The 19,986-nt window shown below is 70.8% G+C and carries 19 protein-coding genes; 3 read left to right on the top strand and 16 right to left on the bottom strand.

Annotated features, from left to right (window positions below):
* Positions 1–56 precede the first annotated feature (56 nt).
* A complete protein-coding gene (locus AC1ROY_RS11740) occupies positions 57–1,058 on the bottom strand; it encodes a Bug family tripartite tricarboxylate transporter substrate binding protein (protein ID WP_493148989.1) in 1,002 nt (333 codons plus the stop codon).
* A 321-nt stretch (positions 1,059–1,379) separates the two neighbouring features.
* On the opposite strand from AC1ROY_RS11740, the gene AC1ROY_RS11735 reads away from it, so the two are divergent.
* Entirely contained in the window at positions 1,380–2,018 is a 639-nt protein-coding gene (locus AC1ROY_RS11735; RefSeq protein ID WP_493148988.1) for a ribonuclease D, read from the top strand.
* Between the two features lie 144 nt (positions 2,019–2,162).
* Here the strand turns inward: AC1ROY_RS11735 and hpf are convergent, their stop codons facing one another.
* From hpf to AC1ROY_RS11695, 8 genes are all read right to left on the bottom strand, one after another.
* The gene (gene hpf, locus AC1ROY_RS11730) at positions 2,163–2,762 is read right to left on the bottom strand and encodes a ribosome hibernation-promoting factor, HPF/YfiA family (protein ID WP_493148987.1); all 600 of its coding nucleotides are present in this window, start codon (positions 2,760–2,762) and stop codon (positions 2,163–2,165) included.
* 210 nt (positions 2,763–2,972) lie between these two features.
* Positions 2,973–4,430 carry an RNA polymerase factor sigma-54 gene (gene rpoN, locus AC1ROY_RS11725; RefSeq protein ID WP_493148986.1) on the bottom strand — a complete coding sequence of 486 codons (1,458 nt, stop codon included), beginning with the start codon at positions 4,428–4,430 and terminating at the stop codon, positions 2,973–2,975.
* A gap of 66 nt (positions 4,431–4,496) precedes the next feature.
* Positions 4,497–5,258: an LPS export ABC transporter ATP-binding protein gene (lptB, locus tag AC1ROY_RS11720; RefSeq protein WP_493149027.1), complete on the bottom strand. Its 762-nt coding sequence runs from the start codon at positions 5,256–5,258 to the stop codon at positions 4,497–4,499.
* A gap of 17 nt (positions 5,259–5,275) precedes the next feature.
* On the bottom strand, positions 5,276–6,361 hold the full coding sequence (locus AC1ROY_RS11715; RefSeq protein ID WP_493148985.1) for an LptA/OstA family protein: 1,086 nt from the start codon (positions 6,359–6,361) through the stop codon (positions 5,276–5,278).
* Positions 6,358–7,038: an LPS export ABC transporter periplasmic protein LptC gene (gene lptC / locus AC1ROY_RS11710; RefSeq protein WP_493148984.1), complete on the bottom strand. Its 681-nt coding sequence runs from the start codon at positions 7,036–7,038 to the stop codon at positions 6,358–6,360. Before lptC ends, AC1ROY_RS11715 begins: the two co-directional genes overlap by 4 nt.
* Complete coding sequence (locus AC1ROY_RS11705; RefSeq protein WP_493148983.1) at positions 7,038–8,009, bottom strand: KpsF/GutQ family sugar-phosphate isomerase; 972 nt, start codon at positions 8,007–8,009, stop codon at positions 7,038–7,040. The genes lptC and AC1ROY_RS11705 overlap by 1 nt, the downstream gene beginning before the upstream one ends.
* Positions 8,010–8,126: 117 nt before the next feature.
* A complete protein-coding gene (locus AC1ROY_RS11700; RefSeq protein ID WP_493148982.1) occupies positions 8,127–8,645 on the bottom strand; it encodes a demethoxyubiquinone hydroxylase family protein in 519 nt (172 codons plus the stop codon).
* Positions 8,642–9,112 (bottom strand): disulfide bond formation protein B, encoded by a 471-nt coding sequence (locus AC1ROY_RS11695; RefSeq protein ID WP_493148981.1) that lies wholly within the window; start codon positions 9,110–9,112, stop codon positions 8,642–8,644. Before AC1ROY_RS11695 ends, AC1ROY_RS11700 begins: the two co-directional genes overlap by 4 nt.
* A gap of 294 nt (positions 9,113–9,406) precedes the next feature.
* Here AC1ROY_RS11695 and AC1ROY_RS11690 point away from each other — a divergent pair, with 294 nt between their 5' ends.
* The gene (locus AC1ROY_RS11690) at positions 9,407–10,150 is read left to right on the top strand and encodes a lytic transglycosylase domain-containing protein (RefSeq protein ID WP_493148980.1); all 744 of its coding nucleotides are present in this window, start codon (positions 9,407–9,409) and stop codon (positions 10,148–10,150) included.
* Here AC1ROY_RS11690 and bla read toward each other — a convergent pair.
* The 7 genes from bla to AC1ROY_RS11655 form a co-directional block, all read right to left on the bottom strand.
* The gene (bla, locus tag AC1ROY_RS11685) at positions 10,137–11,090 is read right to left on the bottom strand and encodes a class A beta-lactamase (protein WP_493148979.1); all 954 of its coding nucleotides are present in this window, start codon (positions 11,088–11,090) and stop codon (positions 10,137–10,139) included. The two genes, AC1ROY_RS11690 and bla, sit on opposite strands and share 14 nt — an antisense overlap.
* A 62-nt stretch (positions 11,091–11,152) precedes the next feature.
* Entirely contained in the window at positions 11,153–12,328 is a 1,176-nt protein-coding gene (locus AC1ROY_RS11680; protein ID WP_493148978.1) for a TIGR03862 family flavoprotein, read from the bottom strand.
* A gap of 19 nt (positions 12,329–12,347) precedes the next feature.
* Positions 12,348–13,955: an ABC transporter ATP-binding protein gene (locus AC1ROY_RS11675; RefSeq protein WP_493148977.1), complete on the bottom strand. Its 1,608-nt coding sequence runs from the start codon at positions 13,953–13,955 to the stop codon at positions 12,348–12,350.
* Positions 13,952–14,785 (bottom strand): ABC transporter permease, encoded by an 834-nt coding sequence (locus tag AC1ROY_RS11670; RefSeq protein WP_493148976.1) that lies wholly within the window; start codon positions 14,783–14,785, stop codon positions 13,952–13,954. The genes AC1ROY_RS11675 and AC1ROY_RS11670 overlap by 4 nt, the downstream gene beginning before the upstream one ends.
* A complete protein-coding gene (locus AC1ROY_RS11665; protein WP_493148975.1) occupies positions 14,782–15,762 on the bottom strand; it encodes an ABC transporter permease in 981 nt (326 codons plus the stop codon). Before AC1ROY_RS11665 ends, AC1ROY_RS11670 begins: the two co-directional genes overlap by 4 nt.
* A gap of 151 nt (positions 15,763–15,913) precedes the next feature.
* On the bottom strand, positions 15,914–17,518 hold the full coding sequence (locus AC1ROY_RS11660) for an ABC transporter substrate-binding protein (protein WP_493148974.1): 1,605 nt from the start codon (positions 17,516–17,518) through the stop codon (positions 15,914–15,916).
* A gap of 51 nt (positions 17,519–17,569) precedes the next feature.
* Positions 17,570–18,421 (bottom strand): VOC family protein, encoded by an 852-nt coding sequence (locus AC1ROY_RS11655; protein ID WP_493148973.1) that lies wholly within the window; start codon positions 18,419–18,421, stop codon positions 17,570–17,572.
* A 95-nt stretch (positions 18,422–18,516) separates the two neighbouring features.
* On the opposite strand from AC1ROY_RS11655, the gene AC1ROY_RS11650 reads away from it, so the two are divergent.
* The gene (locus tag AC1ROY_RS11650) at positions 18,517–19,905 is read left to right on the top strand and encodes a protein adenylyltransferase SelO family protein (RefSeq protein WP_493148972.1); all 1,389 of its coding nucleotides are present in this window, start codon (positions 18,517–18,519) and stop codon (positions 19,903–19,905) included.
* The last annotated feature ends 81 nt before the right edge of the window (positions 19,906–19,986 follow it).

Below are 19,986 nucleotides of genomic sequence, written 5' to 3'. Positions count from 1 at the left end.
GCTCAACCGCAGCATCCGACCGTTCGATAATTCGCCGTTCCCCAGGGCTGCCGGCATCACTCCGCCCGGATGCCGAGCTGGCGGATCAGCGGCCCGAACAATTCCCAGTAACGGTGAAGCATGCTGGCCATCGCCTCGGGGCCCAGCGGATCGACATCGAATCCCACCCGCTCGTAGCGTTGGCGGACCTCCGGCACCGCCATGCCATCGCGGATCTCGGTCCAGATCCGGTCGATGATCGGCTGCGGCGTCGCTGCCTGCACCATCAGCCCGTTCCATCCGGCAACGTCGTAGTCCGGCGGGCCGCCCACCGCGGCGAGAGGCGGGATTCCCGGCACCTGGGCCGAGGGCCGGCCCGTGGAGAGGCCCAGCGCCTTAAGCTCCCCCTCCCGCACCAGCCGCCCGGCCGCCGCCGGGGTATCGAAGCCGAAATCCACCTGTCCCCCGAGCAGGGCCGCCAGAGCCGGGCCGCTGCCCTGGAAAGGCACGTGCAGCGCCTCCACCCCCGCCTTGGCCAGGAAGAGCGCGCAGACCAGATGCTGTGCCCCGCCGATGCCCGAGGAATTGTGCGTGTACTTGCCGGGATTGGCCCTCAGCAGGCTGAGGAAGCTCGGCACGTCCTGGGCCGGGAACCCCGGCTTGACCAGCAGCATGAAGGGGGCGAAGCCGAAATTGACGACTGGGGCGAGCTCCTTCAGCACGTCATAGGGCGTGCGCTGCACCAGCGGGCTGAAGCTGATCGGCCCGATCGAGGCCGAGAGGATCGCATAGCCATCGGCCGGGCCCTTGGCGATCGCGTCGGTGCCGATCTGTCCGCCGGCGCCGGCGCGGTTCTCCGGGACCACGCTTTGCCCGAGCCGCTCGGACAGGCGCTGCGCGGCGAGGCGGCCGACGATATCGGTCGCCTGGCCGGGCGGCCAGGGGATGACCATGCGAAGCGGGCGGCTCGGCCAGCCGGTCGGGGCGCCCTGCCCCTGTGCGGCCGCCGGAGCGTGGCGCAACGCCAGGCCAGCAGCGGCCAGAGCTGGAGCGATGAGGGTATCACGGCGACGGATCATGGATTTTTCTCCCTGGTGCGCAGGGTCTTTGCCCTGTCGTGCGGACCTTGGCCGATCCGGGCCAGGCATGCCAGCAAGAGATGCGGGACTCAGGCTGCGCGCACACCGGGGCGGCGGACGAGCGCGTCACGGACCTTGCACCCACGAGGCGAAGGCCTCGCCGCTCTCGAAGGCGGGGAGCATGCTCATCAGCGCCGTCGCCGGGCCTCAGCGGATCGTGCTCCAGGGCCGCCAGATTGGTGATCGCCGGGAAAGCACGGTAAACGGCGGCGGACAGCATCACTCCAACAGGCGCGGCCCTTCCCCGCCGAGGTTCCCGACATGGCGAAGACGCTCTTCACCCCCTCCGGCACGATCCACCTGCACGTCCAGGACCTGCCGCCCGACCTGAGCCTCGGCCCCGTCATCGCCGTGGACACCGAGACCATGGGGCTCGACCCGCGGCGCGACCGGCTGTGCCTGGTGCAGATCTCCTCGGGCGACGGCGTGGCGCATCTCGTGCAGATCGTGCCGGGCGGCGGGCCCTCCACCAACCTCAAGGCGCTGATGGAGGATGCCGGGGTGGTGAAGCTGTTCCACTTCGCGCGTTTCGACGTGGCGGCGCTGTACCAGGGAATCGGCGCGACGGTGGCGCCCGTGCGCTGCACGAAGATCGCCTCCAAGCTGGTGCGGACCTACACGGACCGGCACGGGCTGAAGGACCTCTGCCGCGACCTGCTCGGCGTCGAGATCAGCAAGCAGCAGCAGACCAGCGACTGGGGCGCGCCCGAGCTCACGCCGGAGCAATGCGCCTACGCCGCCAGCGACGTGCTGTACCTGCACGCGCTCTCGGCCCGGCTGGAGGCGCTGCTGAAGCGCGAAGGGCGGCTGGAGCTGGCGGAGGAGTGCTTCCGGTTCCTGCCGGCAAGGGGGAAGCTGGACCTGCTCGGATACGAGGATCCGGATATTTTTGCGCATTAGGAAGTGAGAGGGGCTCCGCCCCTCTCACACTCTCCCCGCCAGGGCTTTTGGCCCTGGACCCGTTTATTGATCGAAGATCCAAGAAACTGAGTTTCTCGGCGAGGGGCCCCGAAGGGGAGGCAACAAGGGGGCGAAGCCCCCCCCTCAGGCCAGGGGCGGGTCGATCCACCCCACATGCCCATCCTGCCGGCGGTACACCACGTTGATCGCCCCGCTCGCGCTGTTGCGGAACACGACCACCGTGCTTCCCGCCAGATCCAGCCGCATGGTCGCCTCGCTCACCGTGAGCTGGTGCAGCTCGCCCAGCGGCTCCGCCACCACGGCCGGATGCTCGGCGCCGTTCACCTCGGGCGCCTCCTCCTCCGCGCTATCCTCCAGCGGCAGCACGTATTCGCGGAGCACCTCGCCGCCGTCGCGCACGCCCGCCTGGCTGCGCGCGTGCTCGTTCACCCTTCGCCGGTAGCGCCTGAGCCGCTTGCCCACGTGCTCGGCCGCAATGTCGAAGGCGCGCATGGCGTCCGGCCCCTGCCCCTCGCCGCGCATCATGAGCCCTCGCCCAGCGTGGAGATTGATGTCGCAGGCGTAATGGCCCCCATTGCTGCCCTTGGCGTCCTTCCGGAAGGTGACCCGCGCTTCGAGCGCATGGTCGAAGTACTTGCCGGTGATGGTGCCGAGGCCGGTTTCGACATGGGACCGCAGGGCATCGCTGGTGGCGAGCTGCTTGCCGGCGACAGTGATTTGCATCTGGTCTTTCCCTTTCGAGACGCCGCGACCATAGGTCGGCTGGCCAGGGCGGCGGACAGGTCCCCGTGTGAGCGGAATCGGCCAACCCGTTGATTCAACGCGAATCAACGTCGCTGGCTGCACGACCTGTCCGAAAAAACCCGAAAGCCCCGACATCCGGTACCGGCTTCCCTCTACCCAGCCGCCATCCGGCCAGCAGGGAGGAGCCCTTCAGGCCGTGACGGCCTTCTCGCGTTTGCGCTGCACCGAGGACGGGATGCGCATCGCTTCCCGGTATTTGGCCACCGTCCGCCGGGCGATGTCCACACCTTCTTCACGCAGCCGTAACACGATCGCATCGTCCGAGAGCACGCACTCGGCCGTCTCGGCATGGACCATGCCGCGTATGCGGTGCCGCACCGCCTCGGCGCTGACGCTCTCGCCGCCCGCCGTGCCCTGGATGGCCGTGGTGAAGAAGTATTTCAGCTCCAGCATGCCCCGCGGGGTCGCCATGTACTTGTTGGCGGTGACGCGGCTGACGGTGCTCTCGTGCATCTCCACGGCTTCCGCGACGTCGCGCAGGATGAGCGGGCGGAGGAAGGCGACGCCGTGGCGGAAGAAGCCATCCTGCCGCCGCACGATCTCCGAGGCGACCTTCAGGATGGTGTTGGCCCGCTGCTCCAGGCTCTTCACCAGCCAGTTGGCGCTCTGCAGCTGCTCCGCGAGGAAGCTGCGCTGCTCCCGGTCGCGCAGGCTGACCACGGCCCGCGCCGCGAAGCCGCGGTTGACCAGCACGCGCGGCAGGGTGTCGGGGTTGAGCTCCAGCACCCAGTTGCCGTCCGGCGTCGCCCGCATGAGGACGTCGGGCTGGATCGCGGTGAGCGGCGCGTCGTCGGCGCCCGCGCCGGGCTTGGGGTCGAGGCGCTTCACCTCGGCGATCATCTCGGTGAGGTCTTCGGTGTCGACGCCGCAGACCTCCATCAGCGCCCGGAAGTCGCGGCGGGCAAGCAGCGACAGGTTGCCGAGCAGCCGCTCCATGAAGGGATCGTAGCGCCCGGCCTCCTGGAGCTGGACGGCCAGGCACTCGCGCAGGTCGGCGCAGAACATGCCGGTGGGCTCGAAGCGCTGCATCGCCCGGCGCACGCGCTCCACGACGGCGACCTCGCAGCCGAGCCGCTCCGCGAGCGCCGCGGCGTCCAGCGTCAGCCGGCCCGTGGGCTCCAGCATGGCCAGCAGCGCCGAGCCGATCAGCCGGTCGCGGGCGTCGTCGAAGTTCAGGCGGATCTGCTCGGCCAGCCGCTCGCGCAGCGTGGGCCCCTGCCCCGCCATCTCGTCGATGCCGCTGAGGTCGTCGCTGAAATCGGCGCGGCCGCCGGCGCCCATGCTGGGCGTATAGGCCTCGCCCTCGTCCATCACGTTGGAGTAGTCGGCGTCCAGCGCCGAGGACTCGCCCACCGCCATCGTCTCGGCCGAGGCCGCGGTGGCGGCGTCCTGGACCGGCGCCATGGGCTCGGCGGCAACGGCGCGGGTCTCGTCGCGCTCCAGCAGCGGGTTGCGCTCCAGCTCCTCCTCCACGAAGGCGAGCACCTCCATGTTGGAGGACTGCAGCAGCTTGATCGCCTGCCGCAGCTGCGGCGTCATCACCAGCGATTGCGACTGCCGCAGGTCGAGGCGGGGACCTATGGCCATGCTAGCGGCCCAGGGTGGCGAAAAGGGATGAACGAAGGGTGGACGCCGCTTCGCGCATCGCCGTCATCAGAGGCTGAACTTCTCGCCGAGATAGACGCGGCGGACGCCCTCATGCGCCACGATCTCGTGCGGCAGCCCCTCCATCAGCACCTGACCGTCATGCATGATGTAGGCGCGGTCGATGATCTCCAGCGTCTCGCGGACGTTGTGGTCCGTGATGAGCACGCCGATGCCGCGGTCCTTCAGGTGCTTCACGAGGTCGCGGATCTCGGAGACGGCGATGGGGTCGATGCCGGCCAGCGGCTCGTCGAGCAGGATGTAGGACGGGTGCGTCGCGAGCGCGCGGGCGATCTCGCAGCGCCGCCGCTCGCCGCCCGAGAGCGCCAGGGCCGGGGCGCGGCGCAGATGGGCGATGCCGAACTCGGCCATCAGGCTGTCCAGCATCTGCTCGCGCCGGTCGCGCTTGGGCTCGACCACCTCCAGCGCGGCGCGGATGTTCTCCTCCACGGTCAGGCCGCGGAAGATCGAGGCCTCCTGCGGCAGGTAGCCGAGGCCGAGCCGCGCGCGGCGGTACATGGGCAGCCGCGTGACGTCCGAGCCGTCCATCATCACCGTGCCCTCGTCGGGCTGCACGAGGCCGGTGATCATGTAGAAGGTCGTGGTCTTGCCGGCGCCGTTCGGGCCGAGCAGCCCGACCGCCTCGCCGCGCTTCAGCGAGATCGAGACGTTCCGCACCACGGGGCGCTTCTTGTAGCGCTTGCCGAGGCCGGTCGCGATCAGCCCGCCCGTCCCCTCAAGGGCCGTGAGCCCGGGCTTGGCGGCGATGATGGTCGGGCCGGCCTTGTTCAACGCGGGGCTCCTTGCGCTTGGCCAGGGGGCGTTTGACCAGCGGGCGTTTGAGCGGCGGGCCGGTTGCCGCGCGGCGCCTGGCCCCGGGAGGGCGCGGTGACGCTCGCGCCGGGATCGGCGCCTTGCGCCCCCTGCGAGCCCGGGACGATCAGCCCCTGCACCCGCTGGCCGGGCTGCGAGACGATGCGCGACACGCCCGTGTTGAGGTTCACCAGCGCCTCGCGGCCGTTCACATGATTCTCGCCGCGGGTGATGCGGACATTGCCGAGCACGCGGGCGAGGCCTGTGGCCGCGGAATAGACGCCGCGGTCGCCGCGCACGACCTCGGTCTCGGTGCGGATCTCGACATTGCCGAAGAGCTCGACGCGGTCGATGCGGCCCTGGCCGGGCGGCGGGCCCTGCGTGCCCTCGGTGCCGGGCCGCGCTTGGGTCGGCACCCGGACGGAGACGGGCTGCCCCGCCGGCGCGCCGACCGCCGTGGGCGGCGCCCCCGCCGGAGGATCCTCGAGCATGTAGGCCACCAGCGTGTCGGCCGTGATGCGCCGCCCGTCCTGGGTGACGACCAGCGCGCTGCCGCGACCCACGGCCATGCGCCGCTGGCTCCAGTATTCCAGGCTGTCGCGCGCGGAGATGACGTGCTGCGGCGTGGTGTAGCTGATGTTGCGGCCCGTCAGCACCAGCACGGCCTGGTCCATGTCGTAGACGGCGCGGTCGCCCACGGCGATGTCGGTCGCGGTGGAGATGCGGACGTTCTGCTCCGCCTCCATGCGCCAGATCTCGTTGCCGCCCGAGAGCGGGCTCTCGCCGGGCTGCGCGGGCTGCTGCGGCTGGGCCTGCGCGGCGGCCGTCCCCCCGGCTGCCCCTCCCTGGGGCCGGTAGCGCGCAAGCAGCCGGGCCGCGTCCACCGTCGTGCCGTCGCGCACCGCCCGCGCATTGCCGCGGGCGATCACGACCTGTTCGTTCTGCCGCCACTCGATGCCATCATCGGCCGTGATGTCCACCGGTCCGCCCTGGGACATGTCGATGCCCTGGGCCGCGGCCAGCCCCGGCAGCAGCAGCAATGCGGCCAGAAGCGCCCTCATCGCTGGCGCCCTTCCAGCACGGCATGCGCCTTGCCGGTGAAGATCATCACCGCGCCGCGGTCGCGCAGCTGGAACCCTTCGGATTCGATGGTGCCGAAGGAGCCCTGCGCCTGGGTCGGCCGGTTGCCGTCGGCGCTGCCCTGGTCGATCTGCACCGAGGCCTGCTCGGTGCGGAACAGCATGCCGCTGTCGTGGAAGATCCGCACGTGGCCCTCGAGGTCGAGATGCTGCGCTGGCTTGTCGTAGCGGCCGTTGTCGGCCTCGACATAGACCCAGGCGCCGTCGTTCAGCAGGATGTCGGCGCGCGGCTGGTCGAGGAGCATGACCTCCTCCTGGCCGACCTGGCGCCCGACGCGGGCCGTGATGGTGTAGGGCCGCCCCAGCTCGTCGATGCCCTGGAAGCGCGGCGCCACGAGCTGCAGCGCCTCGGGCACCAGGGCCGGGCCGCGGCGGAAGGAGAGCCGGCCGTCCCGCCCCTCGAATTCCGGCCAGAGCAGCAGCAGCGCCAGCAGGCCCGCCGCCGCCAGCGGCAACAGGAACTTCATCGCCTGCACGAGGCGGTGCCGGCGGTGGATGGCGCCCGCGCTCGGCACCTCGCGCGTCCGCGAGGGCGTCAGAACGCGCCTGCGCTCGGGCAGCGGCGCGCCGAAATCGGCGCGGTGGACCTTCTCGCTCATCAGGCGACGCCCAGCCGCAGCAGGTCGTGGATGTGCAGCATTCCGATCGGCCGCCGCGAGTCGTCCACCACGAAGAGCGCGGTGATGGCGCCCTCGTTCATGATCCGCAGCGCCTCGGCGGCCAGGACCTCCGGCCGGATGGTGCGCGGCTGGGTGGTCATGACCTCGGAGACCGGCCGCGCGAGCAGCCCGTCCCCCAGCCCCGAGCGCAGCGCGCGCCGCAGGTCGCCGTCGGTGATCACGCCGACCAGCCTGCCGTCGCCGCCGGCGATGCCGAGGCAGCCGAAATGCTTGGCCGTCATGGCGACCAGCCCCTCGGCCATGGGCAGGTTGGGCGGCGCCAGCGGCACCTCTTCCGGCCCGTGCATGATGTCGGCGACGCGCTGCAGCCGCGCGCCGAGCTTGCCGCCGGGGTGGAAGACGCGGAAATCCTCGGGGCCGAAGCCGCGCCGTTCCAGCAGCGCCACGGCGAGCGCGTCGCCCATGGCCATCTGCATGGTGGTGGAGGTGGTGGGGGCGAGCCCGTTGGGGCAGCCCTCCTCGGCCGGCGGCAGGACCAGCGCGATGTCGGCGTCCCGGGCCAGCGAGCTGGCCCCGCGCCCGACGATCGCGACCAGCGGGATGCCGAAGCGCCGGGCATGGGCCACGAGGTCGCCGAGTTCGGCCGTCTCGCCGGAATTGGAGATGGCGAGTACGGCGTCGCCGCGGACGATCATGCCGAGGTCGCCATGGCTCGCCTCGCCGGGATGGACGAATTGGGCCGGCGTGCCGGTGGAGGCCAGGGTCGCCGCGATCTTGCGGCCGACATGGCCCGACTTGCCCATGCCGGAGACGACGACACGGCCCGTGGCGCCCGCGAGCACCAGCACGGCACGGTCGAAGCGCTCGTCCAGCCCGGCCGACATGGCGGCCAGCGCCTGGGCTTCGAGGTTCAGGACGCGGCGGGCGGTTTCGAGGCTCGAAAGGGCCAAGGAAGGGGGGGAAGCTTGATCCACCCGGCTTCTATGGGGGGCGGACCCGGAGGGGTCAAGGCAAGGATCGTGCCAAAGGGTTACGGAAGCCTTTAAGCGGCGAAATTCCTGGGGAAATCAGACCTTCTCGGCGACCCTGATCGCCACCTTGCAGCCCAGCTTGATGGCGGCGGAGAGCAGCCGGTAGGCCGGCGTCAGCTCGGCCTCGTTCGCGAGTCCGATGTCGCGGTGCTCCAGCTCCTCGGCGCGGAAGCGGGCGATGTCGGCCTTCAGCGCCGATTCGTCCTCGCCGAGGGTGGCCTCCTGCGCCTGGTAGTGCTCGTCGATCGCCTCCTCGACGGCGACGGTGCAGGCCATGGCGGCGCGGTAGCCCATCGCGGCGGTGGCGGCGCCAAGCGCGAAGCCCGCGACGTGCCAGAAGGGCAGCAGCGCCGTCGGCCGCACCCGGCGCTCGGCGATGAGGCGGGAGAAGGTGTCGAGGTGCTCCTGCTCCTGCTCCTGCATGTGCTCGATGATGGGGCCGTGGCGCGTGCCGCGCAGCACGGCGAGCTGGCCCTGGTAGATGCGCTTGGCGCCGTACTCGCCCGCATGATCCACGCGGATCACCTCTTCGAGATAGCGGCGGGGCGTGCTCATGCGCGGGTCTCCCTGCGGGCGAGGCTCCAGGCCAGGATGGCGACGAAGAGGCCGTAGAAGAAGTTCATCCCGGCCATGGAGAGCGGCAGGCCCGGGATCAGGAAGGCGGGCAGGTCGCAGGGCTTGGAAGGGGTGGGCGCCAGAGAGCGGAGCATGTCGTCCACCGACATGGCGGTACCGGCCGTCGGCGCCTGGCAGCCGGCCAGCGGCGAAGGCCACCAGCCCCATTCGACGCCCAGGTGGAAGACGGCCACGGCCGCCGAGGCCGCAGCGGCGAATCCGGCGAAGCGCAGCATCCACCGCCGCGCCACGAAGAGGGAGAGGGCCGCGAAACCGACCGCGATCCAGTAGGGCCATCGCTGCCAGAGACAGAGCTCGCAGGGGGCGAGGCCGAACCAGCCCTCCGAGCCCCTGGCGAAGAGCGGCGCCGCCAGCGAAAGCACCAGGATCAGGAGGGAGCCTTGCATGCCCCTCTTCTCCCGCTTCGCGGCGCGCTCCGCAACCGGGGTGGATGCCTGGCTCAACCGCCAGTAGGATCCCGGCCGTCTCGCACGTAAAAAAAAATGGCGACCCATTGCTGGGCCGCCAAGTTTAGGGAGGAAACGTCCAAGAAAGCAGGCAAGAACCTAAGTTCTTGCCGCCGAGGACAGATATAGGGCAGAGATCGCTCGCATGCAAGCGATATTTTGCATTGCAGCATTCCCAGAACGCATGGGCCCGTTCCGGAGGCGGGCTGGCACAGGCCTTGCGCTGCAGAGGGCATGCGGATCGCCCTCCTGCTCCTCCTCCTGGCCACGCTGAGCCCCGGAAACGGCCGCGCCCAGCCGAATCCCGGCGTCGACCCCACGCTGCAATGCCGAGCCGCCATCGCCCAGGCCGAGCGTGAGGCCCGCATCCCCGCGGGGCTGCTGCAGGCCATAGGTCGGGTGGAATCGGGCCGCCGCAACCCCGAGACCGGCATCGCCGGCCCCTGGCCCTGGACCCTGAACGCCGAGGGACGCGGCCAATTCTTCCCCACGAGGGAGGCAGCGATTGCCGCCGTGCGGGAATTGCAGGGCCGCGGCGTCAGGGTCATCGACGTCGGCTGCATGCAGGTGAACCTGCACCACCACCCCCGGGCCTTCGCGACTCTGGAGGAGGCCTTCGATCCCGCCGCCAATGCGCGCTACGCCGCGCGCTTCCTCACGGAGCTGCAGTCCACCCGCGCGGACTGGATGGCCGCGGCCGGGAACTACCATTCCCAGACGCCGGAGCTGGCCCAGGCCTATCGCGCGCGGGTCCAGGCGGCCTGGCCGGCGGAGCAGGCGCGCGCATGGCAGGATGCCTCGCTGGCCGGCGCGCGGCCGCCCGTCGCTCTGTCGCTCTCCAACCGGATCGAGCGGGCGGCGGTGCTTCCGGCCCCGGCCGCCGGCCGGGGCCGCGGGCTCGACGCCTACCGCGCCGCGCCGATTCCCGTGACGGGGCGCCAGTTCGCCCTGGTCCCGGGCGGGCTCATCCGCCGCTGAAGGTGCTCACGACCAGCCGGGCGAGGTCGGCGAAGAGCGCCTCGCGCTCGCGCTCCGGCGCCGGCGATTCCGTCAGGAAGGCCGCCACGATCACGCTGCGGCCATCCGGCCAGGCGAGGATGCCCATGTCGTTGAAGCCGCCGGAAACCCCCTCAAAGACCCGGGAGGTGCCGGTCTTGTGCGCCAGCCGGATGCTCTCGGGCACCCCGGCCAGCAGCCGGCGCGGCGTCCGCTCGCCCTCCATCAGCAGGACGAGCTCCCGAGTCGAGTCCGGCTGCAGCAGCTCGCCCCGGCGGAGCTTGTCCAGGAAGGTGACGGCGGCGCCGGGCGTGCTGGTGTTGCGGGGGTCGCGCAGGAATTCCTCGAAGCCGCGCCGCAGCCGGGCCGGCCGCGACTCGCCGGACGGTCCCGTGCCCTCGCCCTCCGCCAGCCGGGCGAGGCCGCGATGGTCGAGGTCCACCCGCATGCCCTCGATTCCATGGGCGCGCAGGAAGGCCATCAGCGCCTCGGGCCCGCCGGCCAGGGCAAGCAGCGCATCGGCGGCGGTGTTGTCGCTGGCGCTGACGGCGCGGGTCAGCAGGTCGGCGACGGTGAAGGACATGCGATCGCCGCGGAAGGCCCGCGCGAGGGGGCTCCAGCCGGTGCGCAGATCCGCGCGGGTCAGCACGACGCCGCGGTCCGCCGGAAACTCGCCGCTGTCGATGCGCGAGAGGACCAGCGCCGCGACCGGCACGTTGAACACGCTGCCCATGGGGTAGAGGCGATCGGCGTTCACGCGCCAGCTGAGATCGCTCCGCGGATCGAAGACGGTGATGCCGAGCATGCCCGGCCTGGCGCGCTCGGCCAGGGCCTCGAGCTGCGCCTGGAGCTGCGGGTTGTCCTGGGCGCGCGCCAGGCCGGGCAGTCCGGCCAGGGCCAGGAGGACGTGACGGCGGTTCATCGACGGGATTTTTTCCCTGGATCGCTTCGGTGGATTGGGTTCGCCCAACCCTGCCCTGCCGGTCAAGCCCCGCCAAGCCAGTCCAGCACGCCGCGCGCGGCCGCGACGCCGGTCGAGAAGCAGGCCTGGAGCAGGTAGCCGCCGGTCGGCGCCTCCCAGTCCAGCATCTCGCCTGCCGCGAAGACCCCGGGGCGCGCGCGGAGCATGTAGCGGGCGTCGAGGGCGCCGAAGCGCAGGCCGCCGGCGGAGGAGATGGCGCGGTCCAGGCCCTGGGCGCCGGTCAGCCGGAGCGGCAGGGACTTCACCAGGCGCTCCGGCGGCGTGGCGTCGCCGGCATGGCGGGCCTCCTGGACCAGGCCGATGGCGGCGGGCGAAAGCCCGGCCTTGCGCAGCTGGTTGGAGAGCGAGAGGCCGCGGCCGGACAGCTTCGCGGCCAGGGCGGCGGCATCGAGGTCGGGGCGCAGGTCGAGATGCAGCACCGCCGTACCGTCGCGGGCGATGGCCTCGCGCAGGGGGGCGGCGAGCGCGTAGACGGCGCCGCCCTCGATGCCTCCCGCCGTGATCATGGCCTCGCCGCGCAGAGTCTGGCCCTCGAAGGCCAGGGCGATGCGCTTCAGCGGCTGTCCCGCGAAGCGCTCGCGGAAATGGGGCGACCAGTCCACGAGAAAGCCCATGTTCGCGGGGCGCAGGGGCGCCACGTCGCCGAGCAGCAAGGCCCAGCCGCCGTCCGGGCCCAGCCGCGGCCAGGAGGCGCCGCCCAGCGCCAGCAGCGTCGCATCGGCGGCGAAGCGGGCTTCGCCGCCCGGGGTTTCGAAGCGCAGGGCCTCGCCGTCCCAGCCCGTCCAGCGGTGGCGCGGGCGCAGGGTCACGCCGAGCCCCTCCAGCCGCGCCAGCCAGGCCCGCAGCAGCGGCGATGCCTTCATGGCGAGCGGGAAGACGCGGCCGCTGCTGCCGGCGAAGGTGTTCTGGCCCAGCCCCTCGCACCAGGCGGTCAGCGCGGCGGGCGGGAAGGCGCGGATGGCCGGCTCCAGCGCTGATCGGGCCGGGCCGTAGCGATCGAGGAAGCGCTCCAGCGGCTCGGAATGGGTGAGGTTCAGCCCGCCCCTTCCCGCGATGAGCAGCTTTCGCGCGGGCGAGGCCATGCGGTCGAAGACCGTCACGCGCCGCCCCGCCTGGGCCAGGATCTCGGCGGCGATCAGTCCGGCGGGGCCGGCGCCGAGGACGGCGATGCTTGTCATGCGCGCCTTATAGGCGCGATCAGCGCGCGGCCTGAAAGCCCCGGCCCGGCACCGCCGCCAGCAGCGATCGCGTGTAGGGGTGCTCGGGCGCCTCGAAGACGCGGCCGATGGGGCCGTGCTCCACCACCTCGCCGTCCTTCATCACGGCCACGAGGTCGCAGACCTGCACGGCGACGCGCAGGTCGTGGGTGATGAGGATGATGGAGAGGCCGAGCCTTTCGCGCAGCTCCGCCAGCAGCTTCAGCACCTGCGCCTGGACGGAGACGTCCAGCGCCGAGACCGGCTCGTCCGCCACCAGCACCTCGGGCTCCAGCGCGAGCGCGCGGGCGATGCCGATGCGCTGGCGCTGGCCGCCGGAGAATTCGTGCGGGTAGCGGTCGGTCGAGGCCGGGTCGAGGCCGACGAGGGCGAAGAGCTCGCGCGCCCGGGCCAGGGCGGTGTCGTGCGGCGTGCCGTGGATGATCGGGCCCTGCGCCACCAGCTCGCCCACGCTGCGGCGCGGGTTGAGCGAGGCATAGGGGTCCTGGAAGACCATCTGCATGCGCTTCGCGCTGGCACGGTGCTGCGCTGGCGACTGCGTGGCGAGGTCGGTGCCGTCGAGGCGGATCGCGCCCGTGTCGGGCCTGATCAGCCGCATGATGCAGCGCGCCAGCGTGGATTTGCCGGAGCCGGACTCGCCCACGATGCCGAGGGTGCCGCCGCGCGGCAGTTCCAGCGAGACGTCGCGCACGGCGCGGGTGACGCGGCGGTTGCGGCCGAGGAAGCCGCCGGTGCGGTAGGTCTTGGACACGCCTTCCAGCTTCAGGATCGCCTCGGCGGAAAAGGGCCGCGGCGGCGGGGCGGCCAGCGGCGGGACTGCAGCGATGAGGGCCTTCGTATAAGGGTGCTGCGGGGCGTTCAGCACGGCGGCGGCCTCGCCCTGCTCCACCACCACGCCGTGCTGCATGACAGCGACGCGGTCGGCGATCTCGGCGACGACGCCGAAGTCGTGGGTGATGAAGAGCACGGCCGTCCCCAGCCGCCGCTGCAGGTCGCGGATGAGGGACAGGATCTGCGCCTGGGTGGTGACGTCCAGCGCCGTGGTCGGCTCGTCCGCGATGAGCACGCGCGGGCTGAGCGCCAGCGCCATGGCGATCATCGCCCGCTGCCGCTGGCCGCCGGAGAGCTCGTGCGGATAGGCGCGCATCGCGAGCTTCGGGTCGGGGATGCGGACCTCCTCCAGCAGCGCCAGGGTCCGTGCCCGGACCTCCTCGGCCGAGAGATCCGTGTGAATGCGAAACATCTCGCCGATCTGGTCGCCGACGGGGCGCAGCGGGTTCAGCGCTGTCATGGGCTCCTGGAAGATCATGGCGATGCCGGCGCCGCGGATGGCGCGCATCTCGGCCTCGGTGGCGGCGGCCAGGTCCTTGCCCTCGAAGAGGATGCAGCCGGCGGTCAGCGTCACGTTGTCGGGCAGCAGGCGCATCACGGCGCTCGCCGTCATCGACTTGCCGGAGCCGGACTCGCCGACGACGCAGAGGATCTCGCCAGCGCGCAGCTCCAGCGACACGTTGTCCAGCGCGTACGATCGGTCGGCGCCCTTGGGCAGCGCGACCGTCAGGCTCTCGATGGAGAGGATCGCGCTCACCGCCCGCGCAGCCTGGGGTTGAGGGCGTCGTTGAGCCCCTGCCCCACCAGCGAGACCGCCAGCACCGTGATCAGGATGGCCACGCCCGGGATCGCGGAGACGTACCACTGCACCCGCAGCACATCGCGGCCGAGACCGATCAGATTGCCCCAGGAGGAGACGTTCGGGTCCGAAAGTCGGAGAAAAGCCAGGGCGGATTCCAGCAGGATCGCCACGGCCATGACCACGCTGGCATAGACGATCACCGGCGGCAGGGCGTTGGGCAGGATTTCCCGGAAGATGATCTGAGCGTCGCGCATGCCCAGCGTCCGGCAGGCCTCGACGAATTCGCGCGAGCGGAGCGTGAGGAACTCGGCGCGGGTGAGCCGCGCGGGTGCCGGCCAGGAGACGGCGCCGATCGCCACCACGACCGTCGCGATCTCCGAGCCGAAGACCGAGACGAAGACCAGCAGCAGCAGGAAGTTGGGAAGCGTCTGGAAGGCCTCGGTCACGCGCATCAGCACGTCGTCCACCCATCCGCCGTAGTAGCCGGCCACCGCGCCGATCACGATGCCGATCACGACGGCGATGGAGGTCGCGACCAGGCCGATCAGCAGGGCGATCCGTGCGCCATGGAAGATCTGGGCCGCGATGTCGCGGCCGGAATTGTCCGTGCCGAACCAGAAGCGCGGATTGGCGCCCGGCCATTGCAGCGGGCGGCCGGCGAGCGAGAGGGGATCGTTGGGGAAGAGCCAGTCGGCCGAGATCGCCATGCCGATCACCGCCAGAAGCAGGACCAGGCCGACCACGGCGGCGGGGCTGCGGGCGTAGTCGCGCAGGAACCGGATCAACCGCCCGTCTCCTTGCCGATCCGCGGGTCCAGCCGCGCGTAGAGCAGGTCGACGCAGAAGTTCACGAAGATCACCAGCAGCGCCGAGATGAAGACGATGCCGAGCAGCGTGTTCAGGTCGCGCTGCACCACCGCCTCATAGGCCAGCCGCCCGAGGCCCGGCAGCGAGAACACGGACTCCACCACCACCGAGCCGCCCAGCATCGTCCCCGCCTGCAGCCCGATCAGCGTCACCATGGGCAGCATGGCGTTGCGCAGGACGTGGCGGGTGATGACGCGCGTCTCGTCCAGCCCCTTGGCGCGGGCCGTGCGCACGAAGTCGAGCGTCAGCACCTCCAGCATCGAGGCGCGCATGATCCGGAGGTAGATCGCGAGGAAGATCAGTCCCAGCGTCAGCGTCGGCAGCACGAAATGGGAGGCGATGTCGAGCGCGCGGTGAATTCCGGTGAAGCCCTCGCCGATGCTCTCCATCCCGCCCGCCGGCAGCCATTGCAGATGGACGGAAAAGAGCACGATCGCCATCAGCCCGAACCAGAAGGAGGGCGTGGCGTAGAAGACCAGCCCCAGCGTGGAGATCAGCGTGTCCGGCCAGCGGTTCACCCGGCGCGCGGCGATCACGCCGAAGAGCAGCCCGAAGAAGAAGGCGAAAGAGAGCGAGGCCGTCATGAGGAAGAGCGTCGCCGGCAGCCGCTCCAGGATCACCGTCGCGACCGGCTTGCCGTAGATGGAGGAGAAGCCGAGATCGAGTTGCACCAGGCGCCAGAGATAGTTCAGCAGCCGCGCCGGCACCGAGAGGTCGAGCCCGTAGAAGGCGCGCAGCTCCGCCATGAGCTGGGCATCGCCGCCGCCGCCCATCTGCGCCATCAGCGCATCCACCGTGTCGCCGGGGGCGAGCTGGAGGAGGAGGAACATGCCAACCAGGATGATCAGCAGGGAGGGGATGGAGGCCGCGAGGCGGCGGCCGGCCAGGGCGATCAATGGATGGTTTGAGGGGGCTTTGCCCTCTCAAACTCCCCCAGCAGGGTGGAACATGTATGTTCCACCAGTTTCCTGCACCTTCGATCAGTTAAAGGGTCCAGGGCCAAAAGCCCTGGCGGGGAGAGTTTGGGAGGGGCGGAGCCCCTCTCAATCAAGGCGCGATCCACAGGTCATGCCAGCTGGACGAGCCCCAGCGCGGCATGTTCGCGTAGTTGCGCAGCCGCCGGCTGTAGCAGCTCAGGAAGAGCTGCTCGATCGGGTTCCACAGCAGCTGCTCGCCATTCCCGCGCCGCACGAAATCCGCGTAGATCGCCTTGCGCTTCACCGGATCGAGCTCCGTCGCCGCCGCGTCGATGATGCCGTCGATGACCGTGTCGGAGAAGCCGTACTGGTTGGTCCACGGGGCCCCGCGCGGCGAGCCCGTACGGTACCACACCGTCGTCGAGACCGCGGGGTCGTTGCGGTACTGGTGCCAGCCCGTCGCCAGGTCGAAGTTCCAGTCGTTGTAGACCGTCCGCAGGAAGCCAGCGGCATCGAGCCGCACGATCTCCACGCGGATGCCGACCTCCTGCAGCGACTGCTGGAGGAAGGTGGAGAAGAGCGCGATGTCCTCGCCCCAGGGCGCCGGGTTCAGCCGCAGGTTGAAGCGCACGCCGCCCGCGCCGCGGCGGTGACCCGCCTCGTCCAGCAGCCGGTTCGCGAGCGCGCGGTCGTAGGGGTACTGCGGCATTGGCGCCGTCGGATAGAAATCCGTGGAGACGGAGGGGATCGGCCCCGTCCCCGGCTTTGCATAATCCGAGTTGAGGAAGTTCTCGATGAAGAAGGGGATGTTGATGGCGTGCGCCAGCGCCTTGCGCACGCGGATGTCGGCCAGCAACGGGTTGCGGAAGTTGAACTCCAGCGTGTTGGTGCGCGGGTTGCCTTCGTTGCCCCGCGTCGTCACCTCGAAGCGCGGATCGCGGCCGAGGCGCGCGAGGTCGGACAGCGCCAGCGAGGAGAAGGGGCTGTAGAGGATCTGCCCCGCCTCCATCTGGGCCGCGGCCGCCGAGCGGTCGCTGATCACGCGCCAGACCACGCGATCGAGATAGGGCAGGTTGTTGCGCCAGTAGTTCGGGTTGCGCTCGGCGATGATGAACTGGCCGCGCTCGTACTGCACGAACTTGAAGGGTCCGGTGCCGATCGGAGCGGTGTTCGCGGGGTTCTGCCGGATGTCCGTGCCCTCGTAGACATGCTTCGGCGAGATATAACCGAGGTCGGGCAGCGCCCGCAGCAGCAGTCCCAGCGGCATAGGCCTGGAATACTTGAAGACGGCGGTGAGCGGATCCGGCGTCTCCACGGCCTCGAGGAAGAGCTGCAGCGCCGTGCCGTAGTTGAGGATCTTCTTCCACATCTCCATGGCGGTGAACTGCACGTCCGCCGAGGTGAAGGGCTTACCGTCATGCCAGGTCACGCCCTGGCGCAGCTTGAAGGTGATGGTCTTGCCGTCCGGCGTGGATTCCCAGGATTCGGCGAGGCAGGCCGTGGGCTGGCCCGTGGCGTCCAGGTCCACCAGCGGCTCCTGGATCTTGCCGCCGACGATGTAGACGCCCGTCGAGGCCTGTAGGCTCGGGTTCAGGATGCGCTGCTCGGTGGCGAAATGCACCGTCATGACGCCGCCGCGGCGCGGGGTCTCCTGCGCCAAAGCGAGTTCGGGCGCATTGACGCCGGCCGCGATCGCGGCCGAGGTCATCAACGCGGCGCGGCGGGAGAAATCCATGCCAAGCTCCTGATTCAACGCGGGCAACATGGCTGCGGCGCCGGGCGGAGGTCAATCTTGGTCTTCGGGCACGAAGCTCAGGAGAACGCCCGTGGCGCGCGAGACCGGCACCGCGACGACGGCGCCGGGCGCGGTGCCGAGCGCTGCCGCCGCATGGGCGAGGCTGTGCGTCTTCAGCACCAGCGCGGCCGCGCCCTCCTCCGGCAGCCCGTCGAGCGAAACGCCCTCGTGCCGCGCGGCCAGCGTCTCGCGGTCGAGGAAGACGAGGTCGGCGCGGCCGGTGCCGGTCGGCACGGCATAGGCGCCGTCGGGCGCCCGCGCGACGGTGGAATCGATGAGCTCCGCCATCTGCTCGGCCGCCGCCTTGGGGTCCTTCGCCAGCGCCTCGACGCGCAGGATGCCGGTTGCGCCGTTGGCGTGGGATTGCAGTTCGGGAATCCAGACAGTCTCGCGCGTCAGGTGCTGGCAGGCGAAGATGCGCATGCCACCGGTGCGCAAGGTGGCCGGCCAATGGAAGGTCTCGAAGCGCGCCTCGGAGATCGAGCCGTCCGGCATGGGGACCGGCCGGCTGAAGGCCGTGGGCCCGATGGCCTCCACGCCCCTGGCCCGGACCTCCGCCGCGCCGGCCGCCGCGTCGTCGGTGGTGAAGGCGGCGCGCTCCAGGCCCTCATGCGTCTCCAGCCATTCCCGCATGGGCGCGTTGCGCTCCGTGGCGGCCACGATGCCCAGCAGCTCCATGTAGTCCTCGCCGAACATGATCGTGTAGTTCGCCGAGCCCATTTGCGGGCTGTGCGTGCCGCGCGGCGAGATGGTGAAGCCGAGCCCCTTCCAGACCTGCGCCGCAGCGTCGAGGTCACGGACCGTGACCACCACGTGGTCCACGCCGAGGATGTGACTGAGCATGCTGGCCTCCCGAGATCTGGACCCAGGGCAGCAGATGCAGCGCAACCGGGCAAGGCGGGATACTTTTGCCGGGCGTTCCGCGTTAACACGGGCGCATGCCGGTCTCCTCCTCCTTCTCCCCCTCGCGCGCGCATCTCGACCTCGGCGATATCCTCTACGACGTGGTCGCTCCCGCAGAGTTCCCGAAGCTCACGCTGCGCCACCGCGACCAGCGCTGGGCCGCGCGCGTGGGCCTCGACACGCTCACCGACGAGGAATGGGTCGCGCATTTCGGCCGCTTCCAGCCCCTGCCCGGCTCCTTCGAGGAGCCGCTGGCGCTACGCTACCACGGCCACCAGTTCCGCCACTACAACCCCGACCTCGGCGACGGCCGCGGCTTCCTCTTCGCGCAGCTGCACGACCTCCAGGACGGCCGCCTGCTCGACCTCGGCACCAAGGGCAGCGGGCAGACGCCCTGGTCGCGCGGGGCGGATGGAAGGCTCACGCTGAAGGGCGGCGTGCGCGAGATCCTGGCGACCACGATGCTGGAGGCGCTGGGCGTCGAGACCTCCAAGAGCTTCAGCCTGATCGAGACAGGCGAGGAGCTGTTCCGCAACGACGAGCCCTCCCCCACCCGCGCCTCGGTGCTGGTGCGGCTCAGCCATTCGCACCTGCGCATTGGCACCTTCCAGCGGCTGGCCTTCCACCAGGATGCGGACACGATGCGCCGGCTGCTGAGCCACATCGTCATGCGCTACCTGCCCGAGGCCGAGGCGCCCACGGAAGCTGAGCGCATCGCCCGCTTCTTCGCCGCGACCAGCCGGCGCGTGGCGCGGATGGGCGCGCAATGGATGACGGCGGGCTTCGTGCATGGCGTGCTGAACACCGACAACATCAACATCACCGGCGAGAGCTTCGACTACGGCCCCTGGCGCTTCCTGCCGAAATACGAGCCGGGTTTCACCGCGGCCTATTTCGACCATGGTGGCCTCTATGCCTATGGCCGCCAACCGGAGACGCTGCAATGGAACCTGGCGCGGCTCGGCGGCAGCCTGCTTCTGCTGGAGGGCAATGCGGACCTGAAGTCGCCGCTCCAGGAGGAACTGAACGGCTTCGGCCCGGTCTTCCAGCGCGAGTTCGCGGCGGCGGTGCTGTGGCGGCTCGGGCTGGCCCCGCGCGAGCCGGAGCGCGACGCGGCGCTGGCGGCGGCCTTCTTCACGGCGCTGCAGGAGAGCCAGGCGCCCTTCGAGCAGGCCTTCTTCGACTGGCGCGGCGGACGGGAGCGCGACGGCTACGCCATGCCGGCCTTCGCCCCGTTCCGCGAGGCGCTGAGCGGCTACGAAGCGGCCGCCCCGCCGCATCCCTATTTCGAGGGCGAGCCCTGCACCATGCTGATTGAGGAGGTGGAGGCGCTCTGGGGCCCCATCGCCGAAGCCGACGACTGGCGGAAGCTGCATGAGAAGCTCGTCGCCATCGAGGCGATGCGGCAGGCCTATGCCGTCTGACCGGGCAACGGGCGGCCCGGCGCCACCGCCTCCACGTCGCCGCGGGTGACGACCGGCTTCGATGCGGGCCGCTCGCGGAAT

It is taken from the genome of Roseococcus sp. GW821-FHT12F05 (genome assembly GCF_058806835.1).
The sequence above is the reverse complement of the archived record's forward strand: the minus strand, read 5'-3'. Positions and strand labels throughout refer to the sequence as shown.